General features: G+C 67.8%; 19 protein-coding genes. 15 read left to right on the forward strand and 4 right to left on the reverse strand.

Annotation, left to right across the window (positions count from 1 at the left end; all coding sequences use genetic code 11):
- The first annotated feature begins 109 nt into the window (after positions 1-109).
- Positions 110-1,522: a deoxyribodipyrimidine photolyase gene (locus OXU32_14410; GenBank protein MDE0075146.1), complete on the forward strand. Its 1,413-nt coding sequence runs from the start codon at positions 110-112 to the stop codon at positions 1,520-1,522.
- 31 nt (positions 1,523-1,553) lie between these two features.
- Here OXU32_14410 and OXU32_14415 read toward each other — a convergent pair whose 3' ends face one another.
- Genes OXU32_14415 through OXU32_14430 form a run of 4 tightly spaced genes read right to left on the reverse strand, consistent with a single transcriptional unit; the run spans position 1,554 to position 7,034 of the window.
- Positions 1,554-2,426 carry a hypothetical protein gene (locus OXU32_14415; protein ID MDE0075147.1) on the reverse strand — a complete coding sequence of 291 codons (873 nt, stop codon included), beginning with the start codon at positions 2,424-2,426 and terminating at the stop codon, positions 1,554-1,556.
- Positions 2,423-3,751, reverse strand: a complete 1,329-nt coding sequence (locus OXU32_14420) for an aminopeptidase P N-terminal domain-containing protein (GenBank protein MDE0075148.1) — start codon at positions 3,749-3,751, stop codon at positions 2,423-2,425. The genes OXU32_14415 and OXU32_14420 overlap by 4 nt, the downstream gene beginning before the upstream one ends.
- Positions 3,751-4,869, reverse strand: a complete 1,119-nt coding sequence (locus OXU32_14425) for a M14 family zinc carboxypeptidase (protein ID MDE0075149.1) — start codon at positions 4,867-4,869, stop codon at positions 3,751-3,753. The genes OXU32_14420 and OXU32_14425 overlap by 1 nt, the downstream gene beginning before the upstream one ends.
- A gap of 11 nt (positions 4,870-4,880) precedes the next feature.
- On the reverse strand, positions 4,881-7,034 hold the full coding sequence (locus OXU32_14430) for a S9 family peptidase (GenBank protein MDE0075150.1): 2,154 nt from the start codon (positions 7,032-7,034) through the stop codon (positions 4,881-4,883).
- A 108-nt stretch (positions 7,035-7,142) separates the two neighbouring features.
- On the opposite strand from OXU32_14430, the gene OXU32_14435 reads away from it, so the two are divergent.
- The 14 genes from OXU32_14435 to OXU32_14500 all read left to right on the forward strand — a co-directional run bounded on the left by OXU32_14435 (position 7,143) and on the right by OXU32_14500 (position 24,268).
- Positions 7,143-8,936, forward strand: coding sequence for a carboxypeptidase regulatory-like domain-containing protein (locus tag OXU32_14435; GenBank protein ID MDE0075151.1), 1,794 nt, complete (start codon positions 7,143-7,145; stop codon positions 8,934-8,936).
- Positions 8,937-8,963: 27 nt separating this feature from the next.
- Positions 8,964-11,114 carry a TonB-dependent receptor gene (locus OXU32_14440; protein ID MDE0075152.1) on the forward strand — a complete coding sequence of 717 codons (2,151 nt, stop codon included), beginning with the start codon at positions 8,964-8,966 and terminating at the stop codon, positions 11,112-11,114.
- Positions 11,111-11,629, forward strand: coding sequence for a hypothetical protein (locus tag OXU32_14445; protein MDE0075153.1), 519 nt, complete (start codon positions 11,111-11,113; stop codon positions 11,627-11,629). Before OXU32_14440 ends, OXU32_14445 begins: the two co-directional genes overlap by 4 nt.
- A gap of 240 nt (positions 11,630-11,869) precedes the next feature.
- Positions 11,870-12,253 (forward strand): BlaI/MecI/CopY family transcriptional regulator, encoded by a 384-nt coding sequence (locus OXU32_14450; GenBank protein MDE0075154.1) that lies wholly within the window; start codon positions 11,870-11,872, stop codon positions 12,251-12,253.
- Positions 12,250-14,220, forward strand: a complete 1,971-nt coding sequence (locus tag OXU32_14455; GenBank protein ID MDE0075155.1) for a hypothetical protein — start codon at positions 12,250-12,252, stop codon at positions 14,218-14,220. The genes OXU32_14450 and OXU32_14455 overlap by 4 nt, the downstream gene beginning before the upstream one ends.
- A 60-nt stretch (positions 14,221-14,280) precedes the next feature.
- Entirely contained in the window at positions 14,281-15,321 is a 1,041-nt protein-coding gene (locus tag OXU32_14460) for a hypothetical protein (protein MDE0075156.1), read from the forward strand.
- A 62-nt stretch (positions 15,322-15,383) separates the two neighbouring features.
- Positions 15,384-16,601, forward strand: coding sequence for a hypothetical protein (locus OXU32_14465; protein ID MDE0075157.1), 1,218 nt, complete (start codon positions 15,384-15,386; stop codon positions 16,599-16,601).
- An 83-nt stretch (positions 16,602-16,684) separates the two neighbouring features.
- Positions 16,685-17,266, forward strand: coding sequence for an RNA polymerase sigma factor (locus tag OXU32_14470; GenBank protein MDE0075158.1), 582 nt, complete (start codon positions 16,685-16,687; stop codon positions 17,264-17,266).
- Positions 17,266-17,715 (forward strand): hypothetical protein, encoded by a 450-nt coding sequence (locus OXU32_14475; GenBank protein MDE0075159.1) that lies wholly within the window; start codon positions 17,266-17,268, stop codon positions 17,713-17,715. Before OXU32_14470 ends, OXU32_14475 begins: the two co-directional genes overlap by 1 nt.
- A complete protein-coding gene (locus OXU32_14480; GenBank protein ID MDE0075160.1) occupies positions 17,715-18,299 on the forward strand; it encodes a hypothetical protein in 585 nt (194 codons plus the stop codon). The genes OXU32_14475 and OXU32_14480 overlap by 1 nt, the downstream gene beginning before the upstream one ends.
- A complete protein-coding gene (locus OXU32_14485; GenBank protein ID MDE0075161.1) occupies positions 18,296-19,489 on the forward strand; it encodes a hypothetical protein in 1,194 nt (397 codons plus the stop codon). Before OXU32_14480 ends, OXU32_14485 begins: the two co-directional genes overlap by 4 nt.
- A 238-nt stretch (positions 19,490-19,727) precedes the next feature.
- A complete protein-coding gene (locus tag OXU32_14490) occupies positions 19,728-21,110 on the forward strand; it encodes a sigma-54 dependent transcriptional regulator (GenBank protein ID MDE0075162.1) in 1,383 nt (460 codons plus the stop codon).
- A gap of 35 nt (positions 21,111-21,145) precedes the next feature.
- Complete coding sequence (locus OXU32_14495) at positions 21,146-22,486, forward strand: ATP-binding protein (GenBank protein MDE0075163.1); 1,341 nt, start codon at positions 21,146-21,148, stop codon at positions 22,484-22,486.
- 258 nt (positions 22,487-22,744) lie between these two features.
- Positions 22,745-24,268 carry a TolC family protein gene (locus tag OXU32_14500; GenBank protein ID MDE0075164.1) on the forward strand — a complete coding sequence of 508 codons (1,524 nt, stop codon included), beginning with the start codon at positions 22,745-22,747 and terminating at the stop codon, positions 24,266-24,268.
- Position 24,269 lies beyond the last annotated feature (1 nt).

Raw genomic sequence — 24,269 nt, forward strand, 5'->3', positions numbered from 1 at the left:
CGAAGACGGCGACGCGGGCCCGCGATCACGACGCTCGAGAACGCCCCCGGCCCGCATCAAGCGCTGCAACGACGCTCCAGTCGCCGGCGGCGCATTCATCCTGTACTGGATGATCGGCGCGCGCCGGACGCGCTGGAACTTCGGCCTCCAGCGGGCCGCCGAGCTCAGCGTCGACCGCGGACTCCCGCTACTCGTGCTGGAACCCCTGCGCGCAGGATACCCGTGGGCATCGGATCGCCTCCACCGGTTCGTCATCGACGGGATGATCGACAACGAGGCGCGCTTCGCAGAACGGGGCGTCGCCTACTACCCCTACGTCGAGCCTGCGGATGGCGCCGGCAAGGGACTCGTCGAAGCCCTCGCGGAGCACGCGGCCGTCATCGTCACCGACGACTTTCCCGCCTTCTTCCTGCCGCGGATGGTGAACGCGGCCGCGCACCGGATTTCGGTGCGCGTAGAGGCAATAGACGGCAACGGCCTGCTTCCTCTGCGAGCTTCGAACGCGCCCTTCGCAACAGCCTACGCGTTCAGACGATTCCTGCAGCGCGAGCTTCCCGCCCACCTGGAGCGGCTCCCGCATCCCGATCCACTGGACATCCTCACCCCTTCCTCCGAGGCGCAGGTCCCTGCCGATATCCTCGACCGATGGCCCGCCGCCGACGTGAGCGATCCCGCTGATCTCATCGCACGCCTTCCCATCGATCACTCGGTCCCGCCCGTCGACCTTCGCGGCGGTTCGGAGGCCGCGGCGGCCCGGCTCTCCGCCTTCGTCGAGGGCGCCTTCGACCGGTATGCCACCGACGCCAATCATCCGGAGCGCAACGCGACCAGCCGGCTCTCCCCCTACCTCCACTTCGGCCACATCTCCGCGCAGGAGGTATTCGACCGAATCGCGGGCCACGAAGGATGGACTCCTGCCCGTCTCTCGCGCGACGCGCGGGGGAGGCGCGCCGGTTGGTGGGGCATGAGTGAGAGCGCAGAAGCCTTTTTGGATCAACTTGTTACGTGGCGTGAGCTCGGGTTCGTTCGATGCCGCCACGTGGATCGTTACGACACCTATGAGGCGCTGCCCGGCTGGGCTCGCCAGACGCTGGCGGAGCACGCCTCGGATCCCCGGGAAGCCGTATACGGACTCGCCGACTTCGAGAAGGCACGCACGCACGACGCTCTCTGGAACGCCGCCCAGAACCAGCTGCGGCGTGAAGGCCGCATCCACAACTACCTGCGCATGCTCTGGGGCAAGAAGATCCTGGAGTGGAGCGAGAGCCCGCGCGAAGCGCTCCGCATCATGATCGAACTCAACGACAAGTACGCGCTCGACGGACGCGACCCGAACTCCTATACCGGGATGCTCTGGATCCTCGGCCTCCACGACCGCGCCTGGGGCCCGGAGCGCCCGGTGTTCGGCAAGATCCGCTACATGAGTTCGGCCAACACGGCGAGGAAGTACCGGGTGCGCGGGTACATCGAGAAGTACGGGGACCCGCAGGTAAGAATCGGCGAAGCCCCGGGTAACGCGTGAGCGCCGCGCACCGTTTTTCGTTGCGCGCCCCTCAGCCCCCCATCTCCTCCAGCGCCCGCATGATCGCGCGATAGCGCCGGTCCACGCTCCGGAAGCCCAGATTCGCAAGGTAGATGTTGCGGACCCCGGCCTTCTGCAGCGCCCGGATGCTGCGGGCGCAGATCTCCGCGGCGCTCGCGCCCGCATCGAACTCGCGAGTGATCTGCTCGCCGGGGATCGGGAGAAACCGGCTGAGCCGACGCAGGGTCCCCGGATTCGCGCTCCGGTAGAAGAAGACCCCGAAGATGGCGGGAATGTCGACACCGCGGCGATCCAGCTGCTCCAGAAAACGCTCGACCGTGGGCAGCGAGTGATGCGACACGATCTGCGTCAGGAAGAAGTCCGCCTCGAAGTCTCCGCCTGCGATGTAGTCGACCTGAACAGCCGGGTCCGCGTGGGGATTGGCCCATCCCCCCAGCGTGAGCGACGGGAACTCGCACCGGATGAGGTCACGCAACTGATACCCGTGCTCGACGCAGCGCGGCGGGGGCCCGGTCGTGTCACCGCCCACCACGGCCAGCGCCTCGCAGCCGCCCGAGACTGCGCGCCGGGCGAACATCATGCAGTAGTCCAGCGAGTGCTTGGCGGTCAGGAACGGGACGATGCGCGACGCCGGCACGCCGCGCGCCAGGTTGGCGGCAACATGGCCGAGGCTCTCCTCCTCGGCGGCGTCGACCGCGTTGTCGGTGAGGAAGATGTAGCGGTCGTCGCGCGCCAGGCGCTCCAGCGTGTGATACATGTCGATCCAGGCATCCATCCCCGCGGCGTAGGAGAGGCCGCTGCGCGGCGGCCGCAGTTCGACGGTGATGGTCGGCTCGGCCGCGCGGAGGCGCGCCAGCAGGGTGCTGCCCCGCACTCTACTCATCGTCCCCCCATGAGCGCCTCCACGGCACCCACCTCGGTGGGCAGTTCCGCGGTGAGGTTCTCCACCCCGGTGGCGGTCACCAGCACGTCGTCCTCGATGCGGATGCCGATTCCGGCGAAGCGGGCTGCGGATCCTTCCGCATCCTCGTGGAAGTAGAGCCCCGGCTCGACCGTGAACACCATCCCCTCCTCGAGTGGCCGGGAGGTGCCGTCGACCGCGTAGTCGCCGACGTCGTGGGTGTCGAGCCCGAGCCAGTGGGAGGTCTGGTGCGGGAAGAACCGGCGAAGGGCCGTGCTGTCCTCCGGTCTGCCGCCCCCTGTGGCCACCACGCCGAGCGACGCCAGTCCCCCGGCCAGCACGTCGCATGCGGCACGATGCACCAGGTTCACCGGCACGCCCGGCGCCGCAGCGGCGATCGCGGCCGCGCGCGCCTGGTCCACGATCTCGTAGACGGCCCGCTGATCCGCGGTGAAGCGCCCGTCCACCGGGTAGGTGCGGGTCACGTCGGCGCAGTAGTGGCCGAGTTCGGCGGCTGCGTCCACCAGCACCAGTTCGCCCGCCTGTGCCCGGCGGCGGTTTTCTGCGTAGTGGAGTACGCAAGCGTTGGCGCCCGACGCCACGATGGACGGATATGCGGGGGTCGCGCCCCCGTGCCGGCGGAACACCGCCTCGAGGGCCGCCTGCAGCTCCCACTCCCCCACCCCGGGTCGCAACTCTCGGGCGAGCGCGCGGTGCCCGGCGATCGTCAGCGCGGCGGCGCTCCGCAGTGACTCCACCTCCCCTGCGTCCTTGCGGAGCCGCATCTCATCCAGAATCTCGCCCGGGTCGATGACGCCGCGCGGTCCCAACCCTTTTCGCGCACCGCGGGCGCGGGCATGCGCGAGTGCGCCCCGCACCAGGCGGTCAACCCACGGATCGGATCTCAGCCGGAAGAAGACGTGGCTCGCTCCCTTGAGCAGGATACCGAGCTCCTGCCCCAGCTCATCCAGGGGATGGCCGGCATCCACACCCAATTGCTCGCGGGCAGCCTCGGGGCCGAGCCGTTTCCCGCCCCAGAGTTCCGCCGTCGCATCGCGGGAGCGGGTGAAGAGCACCGAGCGCTTCGATTCGGCGAAGCCGCGCAGGACGAGAACGCTTCCGGGTTCGGTGAAGCCGGTCAGATAGAAGAACTCGGAGTCCGGGCGGTAGGGAGAGGGATCGGCGCCCCGCCGGCACGCGTCGGCCGCCGCCGGAAGCACGATGGCGGCGTCTCCCAATGCGTCGAGCACCAGCGCGCGGCGCTCGTGGAAGATGTCGGCGGCGGGTTCGAAGCCGTGGGTCGACATCACGCGCGCGCCCGGGCGGCGACCGTCTCGAGCCCAGCCTCCACGAGCGTCCACTGCAGCTTCATCTGGTCTGCCACAGGCATGGGCCGGATCCCCAGCCGCGCACCCTCGCGGGTTACCTCGGCGGGCGCCGCGCGGCCGGCAGCCAGCTCCGCCCTCCATCCGTCGATGCGGGTCTTCCAGCGAGCCGCCGCCGGATCCGGAGGACCGAGCGTCTCCCCGACCCCCGGTGTGATGAACAGCGGCATCTCCGTTACCAGCGTGAGGGTGTCGCCCCCCAGCGAGCGCACCGCCTCCATAGAGCTGGGGCGGAAGCGTCCCGCCGTGGCCTCGTCCCTGAGCTCCACGAAGTGCTCGCGCATGGCGTTGTGGTTCGGGCGCGTGCAGAAGCCGGGGGCGATGCGCACGAAGCCCTTCTCCCCTTCCCGCTCCACGTCGTGGAGGCGGTATCCCATGTCGCGCACCACCTCCCTGCAGCGGGCACGCAGGCGCGCGGTCCGGTCGATCCAGTGCGGATCGATGAGGAACCAGGGTCCCGACGAGAACCCCATCCCGTGCAGCGAGACATGCAGATCGAATGCGCCGCCCGCGCTGGCCCACCACGCGCTGGCCGCCCGGTTCTCGGGCCTCGCACCCCTGTCATCCGCGTCCGCGGGAAAGCCGAACTCGATGTCGTCCCCGGGGAGTTCGCGCACGACGTGCGCCAGGTACTCGCCCAACTCGAAGTCGAGCCCGCCGGCCTGCCACGCGCGATTGCGCGCCGCTCCGTCGGGATTCACATGCGGCACGATCCACCACTCGAAGCGCTCAAGCATCGGATGATCCGGAGCCAGCCCGCCCAGCCATCCGCACAGCCTGGCGAGGAGCGCCGGCCCCACGGGCTCGTCGGCATGGCATCCCCCGAGGAGACTCACGCGCAGCGGCCCGGAGCCGAATCGGAAGGCGTGGATGGGGCATCCGCCTCTGGAAGTGCCGATGCGCAGGCCGTCATCGGGACTCGCAGGACGTGCCCCGAGGATGAGGGCCGGATCCGCGCGCTCGCCGCCGGACTCGCGCATGGCTCCGGGTTCCCTCATGCCGCTGCCGGGCTCGCGCAGGCCCCTCGGGGATTGGTGCATTCCCTCCGCGGCTACCGGGGCTGGCTCGTAACGGTCTCCTCCTCGTCGATCAGCCAGTGCACCATCCAACTGCGGATGCGCTCCAGCCGGTCCACCAGCAGCCAGGGCTCGCCCGTGCGCGAGAGACCGTGGCTGGACCGGGGATAGCGCACCAGCTCGACGGGAACGCGCAGCTTCTTGAGCGACATGAACCACTGCTCGGCGTCGGGCATCGGAGTGCGCCAGTCCTGCTCGGAGTGGATGAGCAGGGTGGGTGCGGTCACGTTCTCGACATAGGAGATGGGCGACAGGCGCCTGTACAGGTCCCGCTCCTCCCACGGGGTGCCGCCGAACTCGTACTCCGTGAGCCCCTGGGCGTCCGAGGTGCCCCACCAGCTCTCCCAGTTGGTGATCGAGCGGCTCGAGGCGGAGGCGGCGAAACGGTCGGTGGTGGCGGTCAGCCAGTTGGACATGAAGCCGCCGTAGCTCCCGCCCGAGACGCCCAGGCGCTCGGGGTCGATGGCGGGATAGGCCGCGAGCGTGGCGTCAACGCCGGCGAGGTAGTCCTCGCGGTCGACGATGCCCCACTGCTCGAGGGTGGCGTACTGGAAGGCGTGCCCGTAGCCGGAGGAACCGCGCGGGTTGGTGTAGAGGACGTAGAGCCCCGCGGCGGAGAGCACATGGAAGGTCGGGAAGAAGGTATTGCCGTAGGCGCTGTGCGGCCCGCCGTGGATCTTGAGCACCATCGGGTAGCTGCGGCCCGGAACCTCGTCCACCGGCCGCACCACCCAGCCCTCGACCTCGATGCTGTCGTCCATCATCCATGCGATGCGCTCGGCGGGCATCAGCGTGATTTCGGAGAGCCAGCCGTCGTTGAAGCCGGTCGCCTTCTGCTCGGTGGAGCCGTCGCCGGCCGCCACGTAGAGCTCGGCCGGGGTCACCGGATCGGTGGCGGTGAACGCCATCACGCCGTCGTCGGCGGTAAACGAGAAGCCCGACAGCCTGCGGTCGCCCGCGGTGACCTGCCGGATCTCACCTCCGGCCGCCGGAACGGCGAACAGGTGGGAATTGCCCCCGATCCCGGCGGAGAAGCGGAGCTCGCTGCCATCCTCCGACCAGGAGGGCGCTCCCGGCTGCAGATCCCAGCCCGCGGTGAGGTTGACGGCAAGGCCGCGCATGCTGCCGTCCGGCCCCACTTCGCGCACCATGAGGTCGGACTGCTCGCCGCGCGCGGGGCTGGACAGGTAGGCGATGGAGCCGCCGTCCGGCGAAAGCGCGGGCGCCGACTCGCTGCCGGGGTTGGTGGTGAGGCGGCGAACCGACCCGCCCGTCACCGCCACCGACCAGATGTCGCCCGTGTTCTCGGAGTTGTATTCGTCGTCCTGGCGTTCGTTGCCGGTGAAATAGATGCGCCGGCCATCCGAAGACCAGGCTACCCCACCCACGTCGAACTCGAGGTCGGTGAGCTGGCGCGCGGTGCCGCCGTCGGCGGACACTACGAACAACTGGGTCTTGTCGCGCAACGAGTAGTGCGCGAGCAGGGGATGCACTCCGTCGCGCTTGTAGCGCATGGCCGTGATCACGTGGCCATCGAAGCGCTCCGCATCCAGCGTGCCGGTAACCGCGTCGGGCGCGATCTGGCGGTTGCCGTCGTCGTCGTCCCCGCCGTCCTCATCCGGGGCGCGGGTGAAGGCGATGCTGCTCCCGTCGGGCGACCATACCGGCGAGCCTTCCACGCCCTCGATGTGGAAAGCCTCCCCGCCGGGACCGTCCACACGCAGGAACCAGATGGGGTTGGGGTCGTCGCCCCGGCTCGAGCGGAACGAGAGCAGGCGGCCGTCCGGCGACCAGCGCGGCCCGCTGGCTTCGGAGGTGGGATCGGAGAAGCGGATCGCTTCGCCGTCGGGCCTGCCGCCCGAGAGAGGCTGCAGCCACACCTCGCGGTGGCGCCGGTTCTCGTCCTCGATCACGCGCGTGACCGTGAAGGCGACGTACGCGCCGGTCGGCGACATCGCCGGCTCGGACACGCCCACGATGCGGTAGTAGTCCGTGGGTTGGAAGCCGCGCTCCTGCGCCATCAGCGGCGATGCGAGCCCGGCGATCAGGGCCAGGCTCGCCGCCACCACTTTCGCGGTATGGACAGGTGGTGCGCTATCGTGTAGCGATGCATGGGGCAGGCCGAACATCCCGGACCTCCTGCGCTCAACGAAACAACCGGTGATTTCACTCAATATAGGAAGAGGGCCGGGATCGCGGTAACTATGCCGTGCAGTCCAGTCAGGAGGATGCTCAGGATGACGACAGACGCAATGCACCGCGGCACGGCATCGACTCCCCGCACCGCGGGGCGGGTCGGTTCATGGTTGGTTTCGGCCGCCTGGCTGGCTGTCGCCTGCGCCGCCACCGCCTCAGCCGCCACCGCGCAGATCGTGCGCGGACGGGTGCTGGAGGAGGGCGCCGGCACCCCCTTGCCCGGCGCGATGATCGTGCTCGTCGACGCCGAAGGAACCCAGGTGGGACGCATCCTCACCGACGACCTGGGCAGGTTCACGCTGCGCGCTCCGCGGACCGGCACCTACACGCTCCGCGCCGACCGAATCGGCTACGCCAGCATTACCTCCCCACCGCTCGAACTGGCCGCCGGCGCGGCGGCCTTCCACGACATGGTGGTGCCGGTGCAGGCGATCGCGCTGGACAACATCACGGTGGAAGGCGAGCGCCGCTGCGTACTGCGTCCGGAGGGTGGACTCGACGTGGCCCGGGTGTGGGAAGAGGCGCGCAAGGCGCTCGCGGCGGCGGCCTTCACCGACGAGACATCCGTCTATCGCTACGTCACCATGAGGTACGAGCGGGACCTCGACCCCGACGCGCGAACGGTGATGAACGAGCAGCGCAACTTCAGCGACCTCATGCAGCGCCAGACCTTCGTCTCGCGGCCCGTCGAGGAACTCATGGCGGACGGCTTCGTGCAGGAGGAGGAGGACGGCACCTACTACTACGCCCCCGACGCCAACGTGATGCTCTCGGACGCCTTCCTCGACACCCACTGCCTGCGCGTGCGCGAGGGCGAGGACGAAACCGAAGGCCTCATCGGGCTCGCCTTCGAACCCGTGGAGGGACGTCGCGGGCACATCGATATCGACGGCGTCATGTGGCTGGAGCCGGAGTCGTCGGAGCTCCAGTGGCTGGAGTACAATTACGCGGATCTGGACGCCGACCTCCGTTCGCGCCATCTGGGGGGCAAGGTGATGTTCGCGGGGCTCCCCAACGGGACGTGGGTAGTGCGCGAGTGGTACATCCGCATGCCCCGCCCCGGGATGCGGACCAATCCCTTCACCAACATCCCCGAGCGCTTCCTGGCCGGGATCCGCGAGACCGGCGCCGTGGTCATGCGCATCCTGACCCCGCTGGGAGAGACGCTGGTCGAGGCCGAGACCGGGACGATCGAAGGGACGGTGCTGGATTCGCTGCATACCCGGCCGCTGGAAGGCGCGCGCGTGTTCGCGGAGGGGACCGATCACTCGGCGCTGACCGGGGAGGACGGCCTTTATCGGCTGACCGGGCTGACCGAAGGGGTGTACCGCATCGGCTACCACCACCCGCTGCTCGAAGAGGTTGGCTTTGCGCCCGAGCCGGTGGAGGTCGAGGTGCGCCGCGGTCAGATCGCGCCGCTGCGGCTGCTGACGCCGTCCCGGGGCGAGGTGCTGCGCGATGCCTGCGCCGAGGTGGAGGCGGTGGATCGTACCTCCGTGCTGGCCGGCCGGGTGGTGGACGGAGTCTCGGGAGTCCCCGTGGACGGCGCCCTCGTCACGGCTACCTGGACCGGGTGGGACATCGGCACCATCGCGCGGGGAAGCAACCCGCGCGGCGGGGGCGACCCCAACGCCGGCCTTGTGCGGCTCGAGCAGCGGGACGGCCAGTACGAGGCAATCACCGGCGGGGACGGCCGCTTCCTCTTCTGCCGGGTGCCCGTGGGACCGAGCGTGGTGGTCGAAGCGGCAGTGGCGGACCGCGCGGCCGAGCCCGAGACCCTCGTCCTGGAGGAGGCGGGCCGGCCCGAGTTCATGACCGTGTACATCAGGAACTGACAGAATCCACTCAACCGGCACTCAACGATGACCCATCCTCTGCATCACGACGCTGTCCGGCCAAAGTCCCGGAGCGTGCCCGGCTCGTTCCTGCGAGGGAATCCGGCGCGTGAACTGGCCCTCGCAGGCATCGCCTTGGCGCTGGCCGTGGCGAACCTCCCCGCCCCGCTGGCGGGCCAGGAGCCTGATTCGTCCGCGGTCATTCCGCTCGACGAGATCGAGGTGACGGTGCTGCGCACGCCCATCCTGCTGGGCGAGGTTCCCTTCGCGGTCTCGGTGCTGGGTGAATCGGCGCTCACGCGCGGCAAGGCCGGGCTCTCCATCGAGGAGGCGCTGCAGGGCCTGCCCGGCGTCCAGGTGCAGAACCGCTACAACTCGGCGGTGGGCGAGCGCATCTCCATCCGCGGTTTCGGCGCCCGCTCCCAGTTCGGCGTGCGCGGGGTGACGGTGCTCGTGGACGGCATTCCCGCGACCCTGCCCGACGGGCAGTCGACCCTCGACCACCTCGACCTGGGCACCCTGGGAAGGGTGGAGGCGCTGCGCGGCCCAGGCTCGTCCGCGTACGGCAACGGCGCGGGCGGGGTGCTGCGCTTCGAGACCCGGCGCGCGGCCGACCAGCCCTTCCGCCAGGATTTCTCCACCATCTTCGGGAGCAACGGCATGAGCCGGCTCCAGGCCACCGCCAACGGGGCGTCGGGTGACCGCGAGTACCTGCTCAGCGCCTCCCGGTTCAACTACGACGGCTTCCGCATCAACCCGATCGCCAACGACGGCTCGCTCTACGGGGGCGCGCGCCGACTGCATCTGAACGGCCAGCTGCGCTCGCCCGCCGCGGAGGGCGAGCTGGTGGTGACCGCGAATCTGGCCAACCTCGACGGAGAAAACCCGGGATCGCTCAACGACTCGCTGATGGCGATCGGTGACCGGCGCTCGCATACCGGAAGCATCTTCCAGCAGACCAACAAGAAGGTCACGCAGGGGCAGCTCGGGTTCGCCTGGACCGGCCCCGCCGCCGCGGGCGAGGCGGACATCTCGGCTTGGGGCCTGTTCCGGAACCTCGACAATCCCATCCCGTCCGCGGTTATCGACCTGAAGCGCACCGCGGCAGGCGCGCGCGGCGCACTCCGGGGACAGGCCGGGGAGTCGGGACAGTTCACCTGGAACCTGGGCGGCGAGCTCGCCCTGCAGCGCGACGACCGCCAGAACCACGGCAACGCCAGGGGCGAGCGGTCCGACCTCAGGCTCGACCAACTGGAGAACGTCCGCACCCTCGCGTTCTTCGGTCAGGGCGACCTGAGGCTGGGTGAGCGCGCCCGGCTGGTGGGCGGCGTGCGCTACGACCGCCTGAACTTCTCCGTGGACGACGCGTTCCTCTCCAACGGCGACGACTCGGGCGACCGCCTGATGGACGCCATCAGCCCCTCGGTCGGGCTGCATGTCGCGGCCGGCCCCTCCGTCGGCCTGTTCGCGACCGTCGGCACCTCGTTCGAGAGCCCCACCACGACCGAGCTGGCCAACGACCCCAGCGGACGCGGCGGCTTCAACCCGGAGCTGAACCCGCAGCGCAGCCTGAGCCTTGAAGCCGGGGCGCGAGGCGTCTCCGGGAACCGGTTCGCCTACGAGTTCAGCGTCTTCACCACCAGCATCACCGACGCGCTGGTCCCCATCGAGGTGCCCGACATCGACCGCACCTTCTACGCGAATGCCGGGTCGGCGAGCCACCAGGGCTTCGAGGCCGCCTTCACCCTCGCGGCGGGCGGCGGCGCCTCCCTGCGCGCGACCTACAGCTACACCGACGCGGTCTTCGACGACTACGTGGCGCGCGGCAACGACTACGGCGGCAACCAGATCCCGGGACTCGCCCCCCACCGCGCGGAAGCCATCGCCTCGCTGGACCAGCCGGGCTGGTTCGCTGAACTGCGGCTGACCCGGGTGTCGGCCATTCCCGTCAACGACGTCAACACCGCCGAGACGAATCCCTACCAGCTTCTGGACATGCGCTTCGAGCTGGATCCGGTGCCCGTCGGCGCGCTCGACGTGGCCCCGGTGGCGGGCGTAACCAACATCTTCGACACCCTCTACACCGCGTCGGTGGTGGTGAACGCCTTCGGGAGGCGCTTCAACGAGCCCGGTCCCGGCCGCAGCTTCTACGTCGGCCTGCGCGCAGGGCTGCCGTGATCCGAACCTTCGCGGTTCTGCTGCTGGCCGGTTGTGCGGGACTCGCTCCCGGCGGCTTGCTGCATGCACAGTCCCCGGTCGGCCCGGGGGATGATCCACCCGTCTACCGCTACGGTCTGACCCTCGGGGGCACCGCCCTCATCTCCCTGGTCTTCGAGTACGAGTCCAACAACCGGGCGGTGGAATTCGCGCTCGGCACCTTCTCGGGGCGGGACCTGTCGCTGGCGGTCACCGGCAAGCAGTATCTCGGCGGGGGCGACCTTCGGGCATTCGCCGGCGCCGGACTATGGGGCGTCGCCGCCTTCCCTGCCGACCAGCGTACCGGGTTCGCCCTGATCGCGCGGGCACCCATCGGGGTGGACTGGCACGCGCTCGAGCGACACGCCGCCGGATTCGAGCTCAACCTCAACCGGGCCCTGGCCATGCGCCGCCCCGACCCGGCGGACGAACGTCCGCCGCGCACCCGCATCGTCCCGCTACCTGCCTTCTACTACCGCTTCGCGGATCCGCGCTGAGAGCCGGCGACCCCCGGCTTCCGCACTAGCGGGCTCATACAGTCACGGCTGGTCGTGAGTCGTCTGGCTGCACCGGATCCCGCCGGACGCGGTATGTTGATTTTTCAGCATTTGTTTGATATGGTGTCCTGCAGATACCGATCCACCCCGTCGGAACGCGGCATGGAGTTCTTCCCGTGTTCCGACTGGAACCGCTGACACCGCTATCGCATGAACCCACCACCAGGGAGCGCGAAACAGGTGAACGAACGTCCCCAGCCAAGCAGGCGGGAACGCCAGGTCATGGACATCCTCTACGAGTCGGGCGGCGCTACCGCCGCCCAGATCCGCGAGCGCATGGCGGACCCGCCGACGGACTCGGCCGTCCGCTCGATCCTGCGCATCCTGATCGACAAGGGACACCTGACCCGCGAGCTGGACGGCCTCCGTTACGTCTATTCGCCGACGACACCGACCCCGCGCGCAAGTCGTTCCGCCATGCGTCACGTGCTGTCGACGTTCTTCGGCGGCTGTGTCGAGGGCGCGGTCGCAACGCTTCTCAAGCTCTCTGACGGCGACCTGACATCGGCCCAGCGCAAGCGCATCAAGGCGATGATCGATGAAGCCGCGGAGGCAGGGCGATGAGCACACTGGAGGTTGCTTCCGGCGGAGTTGCCGGACTGGTTGTGAAGGCCACATTGGTGCTGTGTCTGGCGCTGGCGGTGGCGTGGCTCGGGCGCCGGGGATCCGCTCGAACCCTGCACCTGCTCTGGACGACCACGTTTGTCGTGCTGCTGGCATTGCCGGTAGCGAGTCTGCTGGGCCCGTCGTGGCCGGTCCCGATTCTGCCGGCCCGGGACGCTCAGGCCGGGATGCCGTCCCTTGAGCGGACAGTGGAACGGGCATCCGATGCGGGAATGCCGCGCGACATGCCCGGCGCACCCATCTCAGCCGAGTCGCTACGGCAGGCGACCCGCCAGATGACCGCGTCCGGTGCCTCGCCGGTCGAATCCGGCTCGCCGCAGCCCGGAACGAGCGGTTTACCCTCCCCGTCGACTCTCTCCGCCATCGCGTTCCTCATCTGGATAGTGGGCTGCGCTGCGGCGCTCTTGTCTCTGGTCGTGGGCAGCCTCCGTTTCCGGAAGCTGGTTCGCGCGGCGGTTCCCATGAGCAAACCTGGCTGGCGGCAGCAGGCAGCCTCGATCCGGCGGCGTCTGGGCATGCGGCAGGACGTGCGAATCCTGTCGAGCGCAAGCGCGACTATACCGATGACGGGGGGGCTGTGGCGGTCCGTGGTTCTACTCCCGTCCTCGGCCGAAGATTGGACGGCGGATCGCCGCGAGGTTGTGCTTGCACACGAACTCGTGCATGTGCGCAGACGCGATGCGTTGCGGCAGCTCCTCGGCCGCGTGGCGGCGGCTTGTTACTGGTTTCATCCTCTGGGCTGGCTGGCATCCCGCTTGTCGGCGGTGGCCAGCGAACGGTCCTGCGACGAGGAGGTCCTGGCTCTGGGCACACGGCCTTCGGAGTACGCCGGGCACCTGTTATCGCTGGCGTCGGAGACCGTCGGCCGCCCGGCCGCTCTGGCCCTGGGCATGGTGCAGCGCTCGCAACTGGAAGACCGCATTCTCTCCATTCTCAGGCAGCATCGCCCGCGCTATTCCGCGGTTGGCACCGCGTCCGCGCTGGCCGCGATCGGCGTGGCGGGCATGCTCGTCGCCTGCGGGAGTCCGGTGCCGAGAGAGCTGGCCCCGCGGCCCCCGACCCCGGAGAATGCGGAAACGGAGCGTCTGGCCGCTGCGCCTCCGGTGCCGGAAACGATGGAACTCGCACCGCCTGTCACCGATACACCGCCCGTCGAATCGCGAAGTGTTGAGCCCGCACCCGCTCCGCTTGCGACATCTGAGGCCGTTAGCGGCCAGCCCTTCCAGTGCAATCCGGGAAGGTGGACCGTAGTGCGTCGAAGGGGCGAATGGACCCTCCAGCGCCATGTGGACGGCCTTCGCATGTGTATGCGCAACCGCGGCAACTTCGACATCGGGTCGCAGAACGTGGCCACCGCCAGCGCGGATGAAGAAAGCTGGCTCGTGCTCGAGTCGCAGGCGGAGAGGCTGCACCGGCTGGTAGTCACCCGTGGTCCCGGCGGGCTGGAGTACGACTGGAGCATCGATGGGCGCTCCGAGGTCTTTGACGCCCGGGCCGAGGAATGGCGTGACCTGATGCTGACCGTGATGAATGGAGACCTCGAGGTACAGGACGTCCTCGCCGAGGAAAGTAGCCTGAAGGAAGTCGGATGGGCCCATCGAAGGCACGTAAGCGGCCTGCAGCGTCAGATCGGCGCCCACCAGAGGCACGTCCGCGACCTGCACCGCCAGTTGGCGCGCACCGACGACCTCGCCCAAAGGGTGCGAGAGATCGACGAGCAGATCGAGGAATACGACCTCGACGGCAAGATCCGGGGAATCGAAATCCAGATCGAGGAATACGACCTCGATGGCAAGCTGGAGGAAGCCGAGGCTCGGGTCGAGGAATTCGACGCCGACGGGCGCATCGACGAGATCGAGCGCTCGCTGGAGGACGAGATCGCCGCCCTGCGCCGCATCGTCGGGTAACGCCTTCGGGCCCAGCCCGGAAACCGGGAATACCACCCACCTACAGCCGGAGTGCGCCAGATGACCATCCCCCGATCGATCCTGTGCATGGCGATTCTTCTCGCCGTAGCGGCGTCGCAGGGCACGAGTCAGGTGCTCGCCGGGCCGCGAGGACCGGTCGAGTTCATCGGGCTGAAGCGCTGGGCTGCCCCCGAGTTGCTTGAGGCCATCCAGCGGATCGATCCCGACCGGCCTCTCCACGCGTGCGCCGTCACCATGAAGAGTCAGCTTGGATTCGCCGATGCCGCCGTCGCCGTTCACTACGACTCCTATTCGGTTGACTTCCTCATGTCCGCTGCCGCCGAACCGTATACGGTCATCGTCGGCGTGGAAGACCGTGCGCGAGTCCGGTATCGGACCCCCGGCAGCGAGACACTCCCCCTGCCCGAACGTTGGCAGGCTCTCAAATCCTTGGCCGAAGGGAACTTCGGGACTCTGGTCATGGCTGCGGAGATGTTCCACTCGCGACACGATCCCGAGAGGGTACGGGAGCACGTGGAAGTCGTGGGTATCGACGCGGCCGATCTCGATCCGATCTGGGAGCAGATCGAGGCCATGGATGGAGAGCGGGATCGTCTCCTAGCCCGAGAAGTACTCAAGCGTGACGAATCCTGGTCCTCGCGAGCGGCGGCGGTGGTCGTCCTCGGCAACTTCAGCGCGCACGACGCCACCTGGCACGACCTGGTCTCGACCTTGATCCATCCCGAGGCGCGGGTTCAGGGGGCGGCCGAGGCGGTTCTTCGCGGGTTTCTCCAAGCAGAGAGACACCGCCCGGTTCGTTGGAATGGGGCCCGGGAACCCCTGTCGGCGCTACTCGATGGCACAAATCCGTTCGCGTTCAAGATGGTTCTCGGAGTCCTGGTGGCCACCGAGATCGAGCCCGGATTCGGAGGACAGCTGATCCGGGGAGCGTCGGACCTGCTCCTTGCCCACGTTGGCGCCGCCCACGAGGGGACGCGGGAACCCGCGATGGCTCTCTTGACGAGGGTGAGTGGTGAGGATCTTGGCGCGGATCCTGACGCCTGGTCGGAATGGTTGAGCCGTCTCCCGGACGCTTTCTGAAGCTGGGGCGGACGTGTCGTCGGGCGCGCCACTGACATGACCCGGTAGGAGGTTGTATGCGCATGCGAACCACCCTGATTGGAATGGCGTTCGTCGTCCTGATGGGTTGCAGTGACACCGCTTCGCAGAGCAGTTGGACCACGGTGCGGGACACGTTGCCTTCCGGCACGGCTCGCGTCACGAACATCCCGCCGGCGAACGCATCTCCAACGTGGACGCTGGTAGAGGAACTCCGCGTCGGCTCGGTCGATGGTGACGGACCGGATGGGTTCGCGTATCTGAAGGGTCTCGTCGTGCTGGACGGGGGAGCTTTCGCCGTCCTCGATTCCCAGGTGCAGGAACTGCGCGTTTTCGGCCCGGATGGCGCCCACCTCGCAACCCACGGCGGAAGGGGCCAGGGACCGGGGGAGTTCATGGACGCAAACGGTCTCATGCTCGGCCCCAACGGGCGGATTTGGGTCCCGGATGGGCGCAACGGGCGCATGTCGGTTGTCGATCCCGAGGACGGCTTCATCGAGTCCTTTCCGTTCGACGACGGGAATTACGGTTGGATGTGGAACGGCGCGATGGTGGACGGGAGCCGCATCTATCGGCCGTGGTCGGACAGGAACCGGGAGCAGATTCGCGTCTACGATCTGACGATGACGCGGATCGACTCTCTGCCTCCGTCCGCCGACCCCGCCGAGGATGAAGAATTCGACCCCGCACGTCAGCCCGGCACCTTCTACCTGGAGCGGGACGGCGGCTACATGCTGTATCGCATCCCGTTCTTCGCGGCCGAGGTCAGGCACATCGATGCGCGAGGCGCCGTGTGGTCCACCGCGGCCGGCGATCCGGAGTATCGGATCACGCGGTGGGAACCCGAAACCGGTGCGACGCTCATGGTCGAGACCCGGAGACCCCCCGTCCCGGTGCCTGCGGCCGAACGTGACTCGGTGATCGACGGCATGCAGGAAATGCTCTCGAACATGGGCGTGGGTCGCCAGTTCGACTGGTCCCGGGTGCCCGATATCAGACCCGCCGTCGAGGCTATCTTCCAGTCGGCCGAGGGCAATCTGTGGGTCCGCACTCCTTCCGCCGACGACGGAGTGTTGTTTGACGTCTATTCCGGCGACGGCGCCTGGCTCGGAGCGGTCAGCCTGGGACCCGCCCTGAACCTCTTCGATCCGGTCGTCCCGGTCGTGCGTGGCGCACTGGCATGGCTGATCGTGACGGACGAGCTGGACGTGAGCTACGTCGTCCGAGGCCGCATCACGCCCGCGGACCGACCTCCGTCCTGAGCGCCGCAAGATCCAGGTAAACGCTCCCGTCTCTCCCGGCGTCTTTCTTACTGGAAGGCCGCACAAGCAAAGACTGGGAACGCATGCTCTCCGACCGAGACATCCTGGAGTTGGCGGAAAAGGCCAGGACGGGGGAAAAGGAGGCGCTCGGAAGGCTGGCGGACCATCTGCGACCCGTTGTTTGCCGGTGGGCGCTGGTCCTGACCGGCGATCCCGACGACGCGGAGGACGTCGCACAGTTCGTCGTGATGAAGATGCTCACGTCGATCAAGAGCTTCAACGGCCGCTCCAGGGTTACGAGTTGGCTCTACGGGATTACGCGGAACGCCAGCCTGGATCACCAGCGCGGGAAGCGGCGGAACCGACGGTTGGTCGAGAAACTTGGGCAGTTGGCTCAGACAGAGACGCCTCGGCGCGAAGACCCGCTCGAACAGCTCGAGATGACGAGAACCTTGCGCCTGATTCGGACCCTGCTGAGCGAGATTCCCATGAGGCAACGAGAGGTCTTCGATCTGGTCGAGTTGCAGGGGCTGAGACCGATCGAGGCGGCTGATCTGCTGGGAATGAACCCGAACACGCTGCGGGTACATCTGCTGCGCGCACGGCGCGCGATGCGCAGGGAGATGCTGTCCCGGGGCCATCGATATGGAAACACGGGGGACTAATGGATCATCGCGATGACTGGCCGAACGAGGTCCTGGAGGGGGGGCTCGACTCGCGTGAGAGCCTGGATGACCAGATGCGTGAGAGCATCGAGCTGATCGCCGGAGACGGGCGCAGGATGGACGCGGTCCTCGCCGCGATGGCCAACCGGTTGAGCGAAAGACTGTCGGTCGCGGAGGGGGAGCGCGCCGCGCCGCTACCTCCGCGAACCCTTTGGAGGGGACGAATCCTCGTGCCACTGGCGGCCGCTGCCATCGTCGCGTCGCTGATCCTGATGCGCACCGCCCGAACCGGAGGGAGCGACGAATCCCTCGCTGTGCAAGGGACTCCGCACGCACCGAGTATGACGGCCGAGATGAACGTGGAGGCGGACAGGCCGTTCGTGGTCTTTCCCACAAGCGATCCCGACATGGCCGTAGTCTGGCTACTCAACCCCAAGGAGAGCGACTGATGATTGAGAGTGCGAAGAGACGGCTTGGATGCGGGTTGATCGCTCCGCTGGCCCTGGGCCTGCTTGCGAGTTTCGCGGGCGCACAAGAGCGGGAAGACCCCGCTCAGGACGTCTGGAACGTGCAATTCGTCTTTCAACTGGTGCAGGCGGATGGTTTCACGGACGAGGATCCGGAGATCAGCGATGTGGTGAAAGAACTCCGGATGGCCTTCAACTTTCAGGGCTATCGACTCCTGTCGACCTCGGTACTGAACGTCGGCCTGGGACTGCCCTACCGCGGATCGCCCACCGTTGACGGCAGCGGGTCCCAGAGAATCTTCCCGGACGACTACGACAAGCCTTTGACGATCCATGCAGACGTGAGTGCGCGCCGTTCTACGGGGACGATCCGCGCTCAGGTGACCCTCACCGACCTGATCGTGTGGGGGCCGACAGGCGATCCGATATCACCGCCGCTTCTCGGAGCCTCGGTCACGATGCGTGATGGTCAGAGGGTGCTGTTGGGTTCGGCTCGCCGCTCCGCCGAAGAGCCCGTGCTCATCCTCATCGTGACCCCCCGGATCGATGTGGAGGGTTTGGAGTGATCAGGCTTCGGGCGACCATGCTCATCCTGACATTTACTGCCTTCACCGGCTGCGAGGACGGGTCCCGGACCATCCCCGGTGACCTGACCATTTCCGTTGACACGGCTGGCAACATCATCCGCACGAACAACGCCGGCGCCCCACCCGGCTGGCGACTCGTCCCGGTCGTGTCCATCGGGCCCAAGTCGGTGGCGGAGACGGGAGCTCCCGAGGAGTTCGGCAGAGTCACCAGCGTCGCAGTGGGGCCGGATGGGACGCTGTTCGTGGCCGACGGGATCAACCGCGAGGTCCGGGTCTTCGGCCTGGACGGAGTCCATCAACGTACCTTCGGGCGCATTGGCGAGGGACCGGGCGAGTTCCGCAGCCTGTATTCGCTCGCGTGGGTGGGCGACCGGCTCCTGACCCTGGATCCCAACCTGGGGCGCATCGGCGAATTCTCCGCCGGAGGCGAGTGGCTGGGACAGCAGCGGATCGAGGGGAGCGTGAGCGGACCCGTCGGCCACATCCGGTTCCGGCCCGTGAGCGCGGACCGGGTCTACCGCCTTGGGTTCACGCGGGATGCGACCGGGGTCACGTCGGTGCTCGTCGGTCACGACAGCCGTGGCGAGACGGGGGACACGCTGTCGTGGCTGCAAGCGCCGCCGGGTTCGACCGGCATCCTCTGCGCACACGAACCGGTGATCACCTTCTTCGACATTCCCTTCGGCTCCGGGCTGGTTCAACATCCCGGCGCGGATAACGTCCAGTATTCGGCGATGACGGATGTCTACCGGATCGCCATCACCCGGAATGGCACGGATACCCTTCGCATCATCGAGCGCGGCCTGCCGGAAGAGCCCGTCTCGGACGAGGAATGGACGGCCGGAAACCGGGACTTCGAGGAGTTCCTCTCCGAGAATCCGAACGCGTCCTGTGATCCGCGCCGGCCGAGCCGGCCCGAGCGCAAGCCTTTCATCGAGGACATCTTCCTCGCTCCCGACGGCACGCTGTGGGTGGAGGTGATTCGCACCGCCGGCAACCGGCTGGAGGTCTTCGACCCCGAAGGCCGGCTGCTGGGCAGCCTTGCCGCCCCGCCGCGCAAGGAAGGCTCCGTCCCCGTGTTCGGCGCGGGCTACCTGGTTAGCGTCCGCCAGGACAGCCTTGACCTTGACCATGTCGACGTCTGGAGAATCGAGCGGACGGGACGCTAGTCGAGCCTGGGGCGGGTGGACAATGGTCGCCCAACAACCCCCACCAACCCACCCCGGTTGTTCGAAAACGGAACAGGCCGTCCCACTATCGGCCGATGGCCGTCCTGGCGCTCATCGCCTGATGGTGGACCATAAGCTATTGGGCTACAATCTGATACGATATCTTACCCTCGATTGGCACGAAGCTTTCTCGTGAGTTCACGACTTCCCCATTGGACGAGAATGAGGCAGGCAGCCCATGACGGCGCGCATCCTGATCGCGGACGACCAGGCGGACATTCTGGAAGCACTGCGCCTGCTGCTTAAGGGCGAGGGCTTCGAGACCACGGCCGTCACGTCCCCCGGTGCGGTCCGGCGCGCGGTCGAGAAGGGCGACTTCGACCTGGTCCTGCTCGACCTCAACTATACCCGCGACACCACCTCCGGAAAGGAGGGACTGGCGCTGCTCGGCGACCTTCGTGAACTGGACGAGACCCTGCCCGTGGTCACCATGACCGCGTGGGGCAGCGTGGGCGGAGCCGTGGAGGCGATGCGCCGGGGAGCCCGGGACTATGTCGAGAAGCCATGGGACAACGAACGGCTGCTCGCCACGATTCGAACGCAGGTGGATCTCGGGCGGGCGTTGCGCCGTGCCCAGCGCCTCGAGACCGAGAACATAAGGCTCAAGGGAGAGAGCGCACCGAAACTCATCGCCGAATCCGCGGCCATGCGGCCGGTGCTGGAGATCATCAATCGCGTCGGCCCTTCGCACGCAAACGTGCTGATTACCGGGGAGCACGGGACGGGCAAGGAGGTAGTCGCCCGACGGCTGCATGCCGTGTCGCATCGATCCGGGTACGACCTCGTCGCCGTGAACGCCGGAGGGTTTGGCGAAGGGATCTTCGAGAGCGAGATCTTCGGACATGTAAAAGGCGCCTTCACCGACGCCAGGACCGAGCGGGTCGGGTGCTTCGAACTCGCCCACAAGGGCACCCTGTTTCTCGATGAGATCGCCAACGTATCGTTGCAACAGCAGGCCAGGTTCCTGCGCGTGCTCGAGAGCGGCGAGATCCGGCGCGTCGGCTCGTCGAAAGTGCGGCACGTGGATGTGCGGGTCATTTCCGCCACCAACGCCAGCATCGGCGAAGCAGTGGCGAGCGGTGATTTCCGCGAAGATCTGCTCTATCGGTTGAACACGGTCGAGATCGAGCTTCCGCCACTCCGGGACCGTCCCGAGGACATCCCCTTGCTGGCCCGGCACTTCCTGGGGAGGCAGGCAGCCCGGTACGGAAGAGCCATTGTCGGCTTCTCGGCGGGGGCCGAGGCCGCCCTCACGGCGCACGCCTGGCCCGGTAACGTGCGCGAGCTGCAGCACTCGGTCGAGCGGGCCGTGGTCATGGCACGCGGCTCGCACATCCAGGCGGCCGACCTGCGGCTGCGCGGGCGCGAAGGCGATTCGGCAGCCCTCTACGACGTTACGCTGGAGGAGGCCGAGCGCATCCTCGTACGGAAGGCGCTGGATCGCCACGGTGGAAATGTGAGCAAGGCGGCGCGGGCGCTCGGGCTTACCCGCAGCTCCCTCTACCGGCGTCTGAAGCGGATCAGGGCCCAGGACGATGATCGGAAACCCGTGACTGGTTGATCGCGTTCGCGCGGCATGGAAGGCCGGGAGACGGAATGAGCCTCAGGTGGCTGGGTACGCGACACGACAGGCGGGTTCTCCTCCTTACCGTGTTGGCGGGCCTGCCCGCCATCGTCGTCGCACTCCTGCTGCTCTGGCGGAGCGAGTTCGACCCGACCATCCGGTGGCCGCTGTCGCTGGCGTTGATCGCCGGTTGGCTCGGGCTCAGTGCCGCTGCGAAGAACCATGCGCTCCGTCCTTTCGAGACCATCGCGAACATGCTCGCGGCCCTGCGTGAGGGGGACTTCTCGATCAGGGCCAGGGTTGGTGACGCCCGGGACCCTCTCTCGCTGGCCTACCTGGAGATCAACTCACTCGAGGAGATCCTGAGGGAGCAGAGGCTCGGAGCCGTTGAAGCCACCGAGACGCTCCGCAAGGTCCTGGAGGAGATCGACATCGTGGTGCTGGCCTTCGACCCGCAGGGTGTGCTGCGCATCGTCAATCGCGCGGGCGAGAGACTCCTCGGGCAACCGGCACACCGACTCAGGGGCAGGACAGCCGAGGAGCTGCGTCTCTCCAGCCAGTTGACCGGTACTACGCCGCGCACGGTGGAGCTGTCGTTTCCCGGCGGGTCGGGCCGGTGGGAACTCCGGCGCAGTGTCGTCCGCCAGGAGGGGTATCCCCTCCGGTTGATCGCGCTCTCGGACCTGAGCCGCGCGTTGCACGAAGAGGAGCGCAAGGCCTGGAAGCGCATCATCCGGGTGCTGTCCCATGAGATCAACAATTCACTGGCCCCGATCAAGTCGATTTCGGGCAGCCTCCACACGCTTCTCAGGCGCAGCCGGCTTCCCGCCGATATCGAGGAGGATGTGGAGCGAGGCCTGGGCGTGATCTCGTCACGGGCCGAGACGCTGGGGCGGTTCATGGCTTCATACGCCCGGCTCGCACGGCTGCCGGCACCGAAGCTGGCTCCAGTCCCGGTCGGCAGTCTGGTACAGGTGGTTGCCGACCTGGAGACGCGGGTTCCCGTGGAGGTGGTGGCGGGTCCCGACGCCAGTTGTTCCGCGGACGCCGATCAGCTCCAGCAAGCCCTCATCAACCTGGTCAGGAACGCGGCCGATGCCACCCTCGAAGCCGAGGGCCGCCGGGTGCGGCTCGGATGGGAGGTTCATGACGCCAGGGTTGAGATCATCGTCGAAGACGAGGGCCCGGGGCTCGGAGACACCGGCAACCTCTTCGTGCCCTTCTTTACGACGAAGTCCGGGGGCTCCGGGGTCGGCCTCGTGCTGTCACGGCAGATCGCCGAGAGTCATGGCGGCACCCTGTCGCTGGAGAATCGGAGAGACGGCGGCGGAGCGCGGGCGCGCATCGCGATTCCCATGGATTCGGGCGATTGATGAACGCGGGCGAGTCCGCGGCCTCTCCGAAGGCTTGCGAAGGCCACAGGGATCGGCACCCGGGCACCAACCTCAACCGTTCACAATCGCACGTTCGAGTCCCACAACCGGGCGGACGGCACTCTTCCACACGGGCCGATGACACTCCATAACCAGTTGTCTTGAAATCACATAGAACAGACGACACCGCTCTGGCACGCTTCTTACAATGTCCTTCGCTCGAAGGCAACAATCACTCCGGACGTGGAGCGGGAATCAATGGTTCGAGGCACCGCAGTGGGCGCGGTTCTCGTCCTGATGGCCGGGGTCGGCACCGCTTCAACCCCCGCTGGCGCATCGGGCCAGGAACGCATGAGCCTTTCGCTCGAAGAGGCCATCCGGATCGCGAAGGATGGCAACCCGGCCTTTCTGTCGGCGACCAACGACCTGGATCGAGCCACATGGCAGGTCCGCGAGGCCTGGGGTCAGTTCCTGCCTTCGGTCACGGCCGGGGGAGGAGCCCAGTACGAGTACGCGGGCGTGCAGCGCTTCGGCATCTTCTCGTCGGCCGACATCGCGGCGGGCACCACCGACTACCTGCTCTCCAGCTATTTCCTGTCCGTCAACTGGTCGATCGACGGCAATACGTTCTTTCAGGCCAGGTCCGCGCGTGCGAACCAGCGCGCCGCCGAGGCCAGTGGCGCGGCGGACGAGTTTGCCCTGGAGGCCACCGTGACGCTGCAGTACCTCGCTGCGTTGAGGGCAAGGGACGCGGTCGAAGTAGCGGAGCGTCAGGTGGCCCGCTGGGAGCAGAACTTTGCGCTGATCGGCGCGCGGGTTGACGCGGGAGCCGCCCTTTCGACCGAAGGCAAGCAATCCGAGGTCGACCTGGGGCGAGCCCGGGTGGCCCTTCTCCGGGCGGAAAACCTCTACCGCACCGAGATCGCCCGCCTCATGGAGCAACTCGGCACGGATCTGGGAGCCCCGCTCGAGCTGGCTTCGGACTTCGCCGTGTTCGAACCAGGCTGGGATCGGAGAGAGCTGATCGAGACGGCCATGTCGGGACATCCCGGCCTGCGGGCGGCGCTGGCGTCGGAGGCGTCGGCTTCGGCGCAGGTCAACCGGGCCCGCAGCAGCTACTTTCCAACCGTTTCGGCGTCAGCGGTCTGGTCGGGCTTCACCCGCCAGGTCGGCAACCGGGACTACGTCGTTCAGCAGGCCCGGGGCAGCGTCGACCGCCAGCGGCGAAGCTGCCAGTTCGACAACGCCCTCCTGGCCCACCTGCAGGACCTGCCGGGGCTCACGGCGGAAGACTGCTCGAAGTACGTGCTCACCGAGCAGATTCGCCAGCAGGTCCTGGCGGCGAACCAGACGTTCCCGTTCGACTTTACCAGGCAGCCGCTGAGCCTTCGCCTGAGCGTGAGTCTCCCTGTATTCGAGGGCTTCGCCCGACAGCGCAACATCGCCCAGGCTCACGCGGACCGGCGAGATGCCACCTACGCTCGCAGGGCGGAGCAACTCAGGCTCCGGGCGGCCGTTACGCAGTCCTACGACGATCTGGCGACGGCATACCGGGCCCTGCGCATCCAGGAGCGCAATCTGGAGGTGGCGTCGGAGCAGCTCGAGCTCGCGCGCCGGCGCTATACGCTCGGGGCGGCCCCGTTCCTGGAGCTTCTGGATGCCGAGGACTCGATGGCGCAGTCGGAGCGCGACCACCTGGCTGCCGTGTACGACTTTCATGCCGCCATCTGGTCGCTTGAAGCCGCGGTTGGGCGGCGTCTGCGGCCCGACGCCGAGCTCTGAG

This window comes from Gammaproteobacteria bacterium (assembly GCA_028819075.1).
GTDB lineage: Bacteria > Gemmatimonadota > Gemmatimonadetes > Longimicrobiales > Gaopeijiaceae > BD2-11.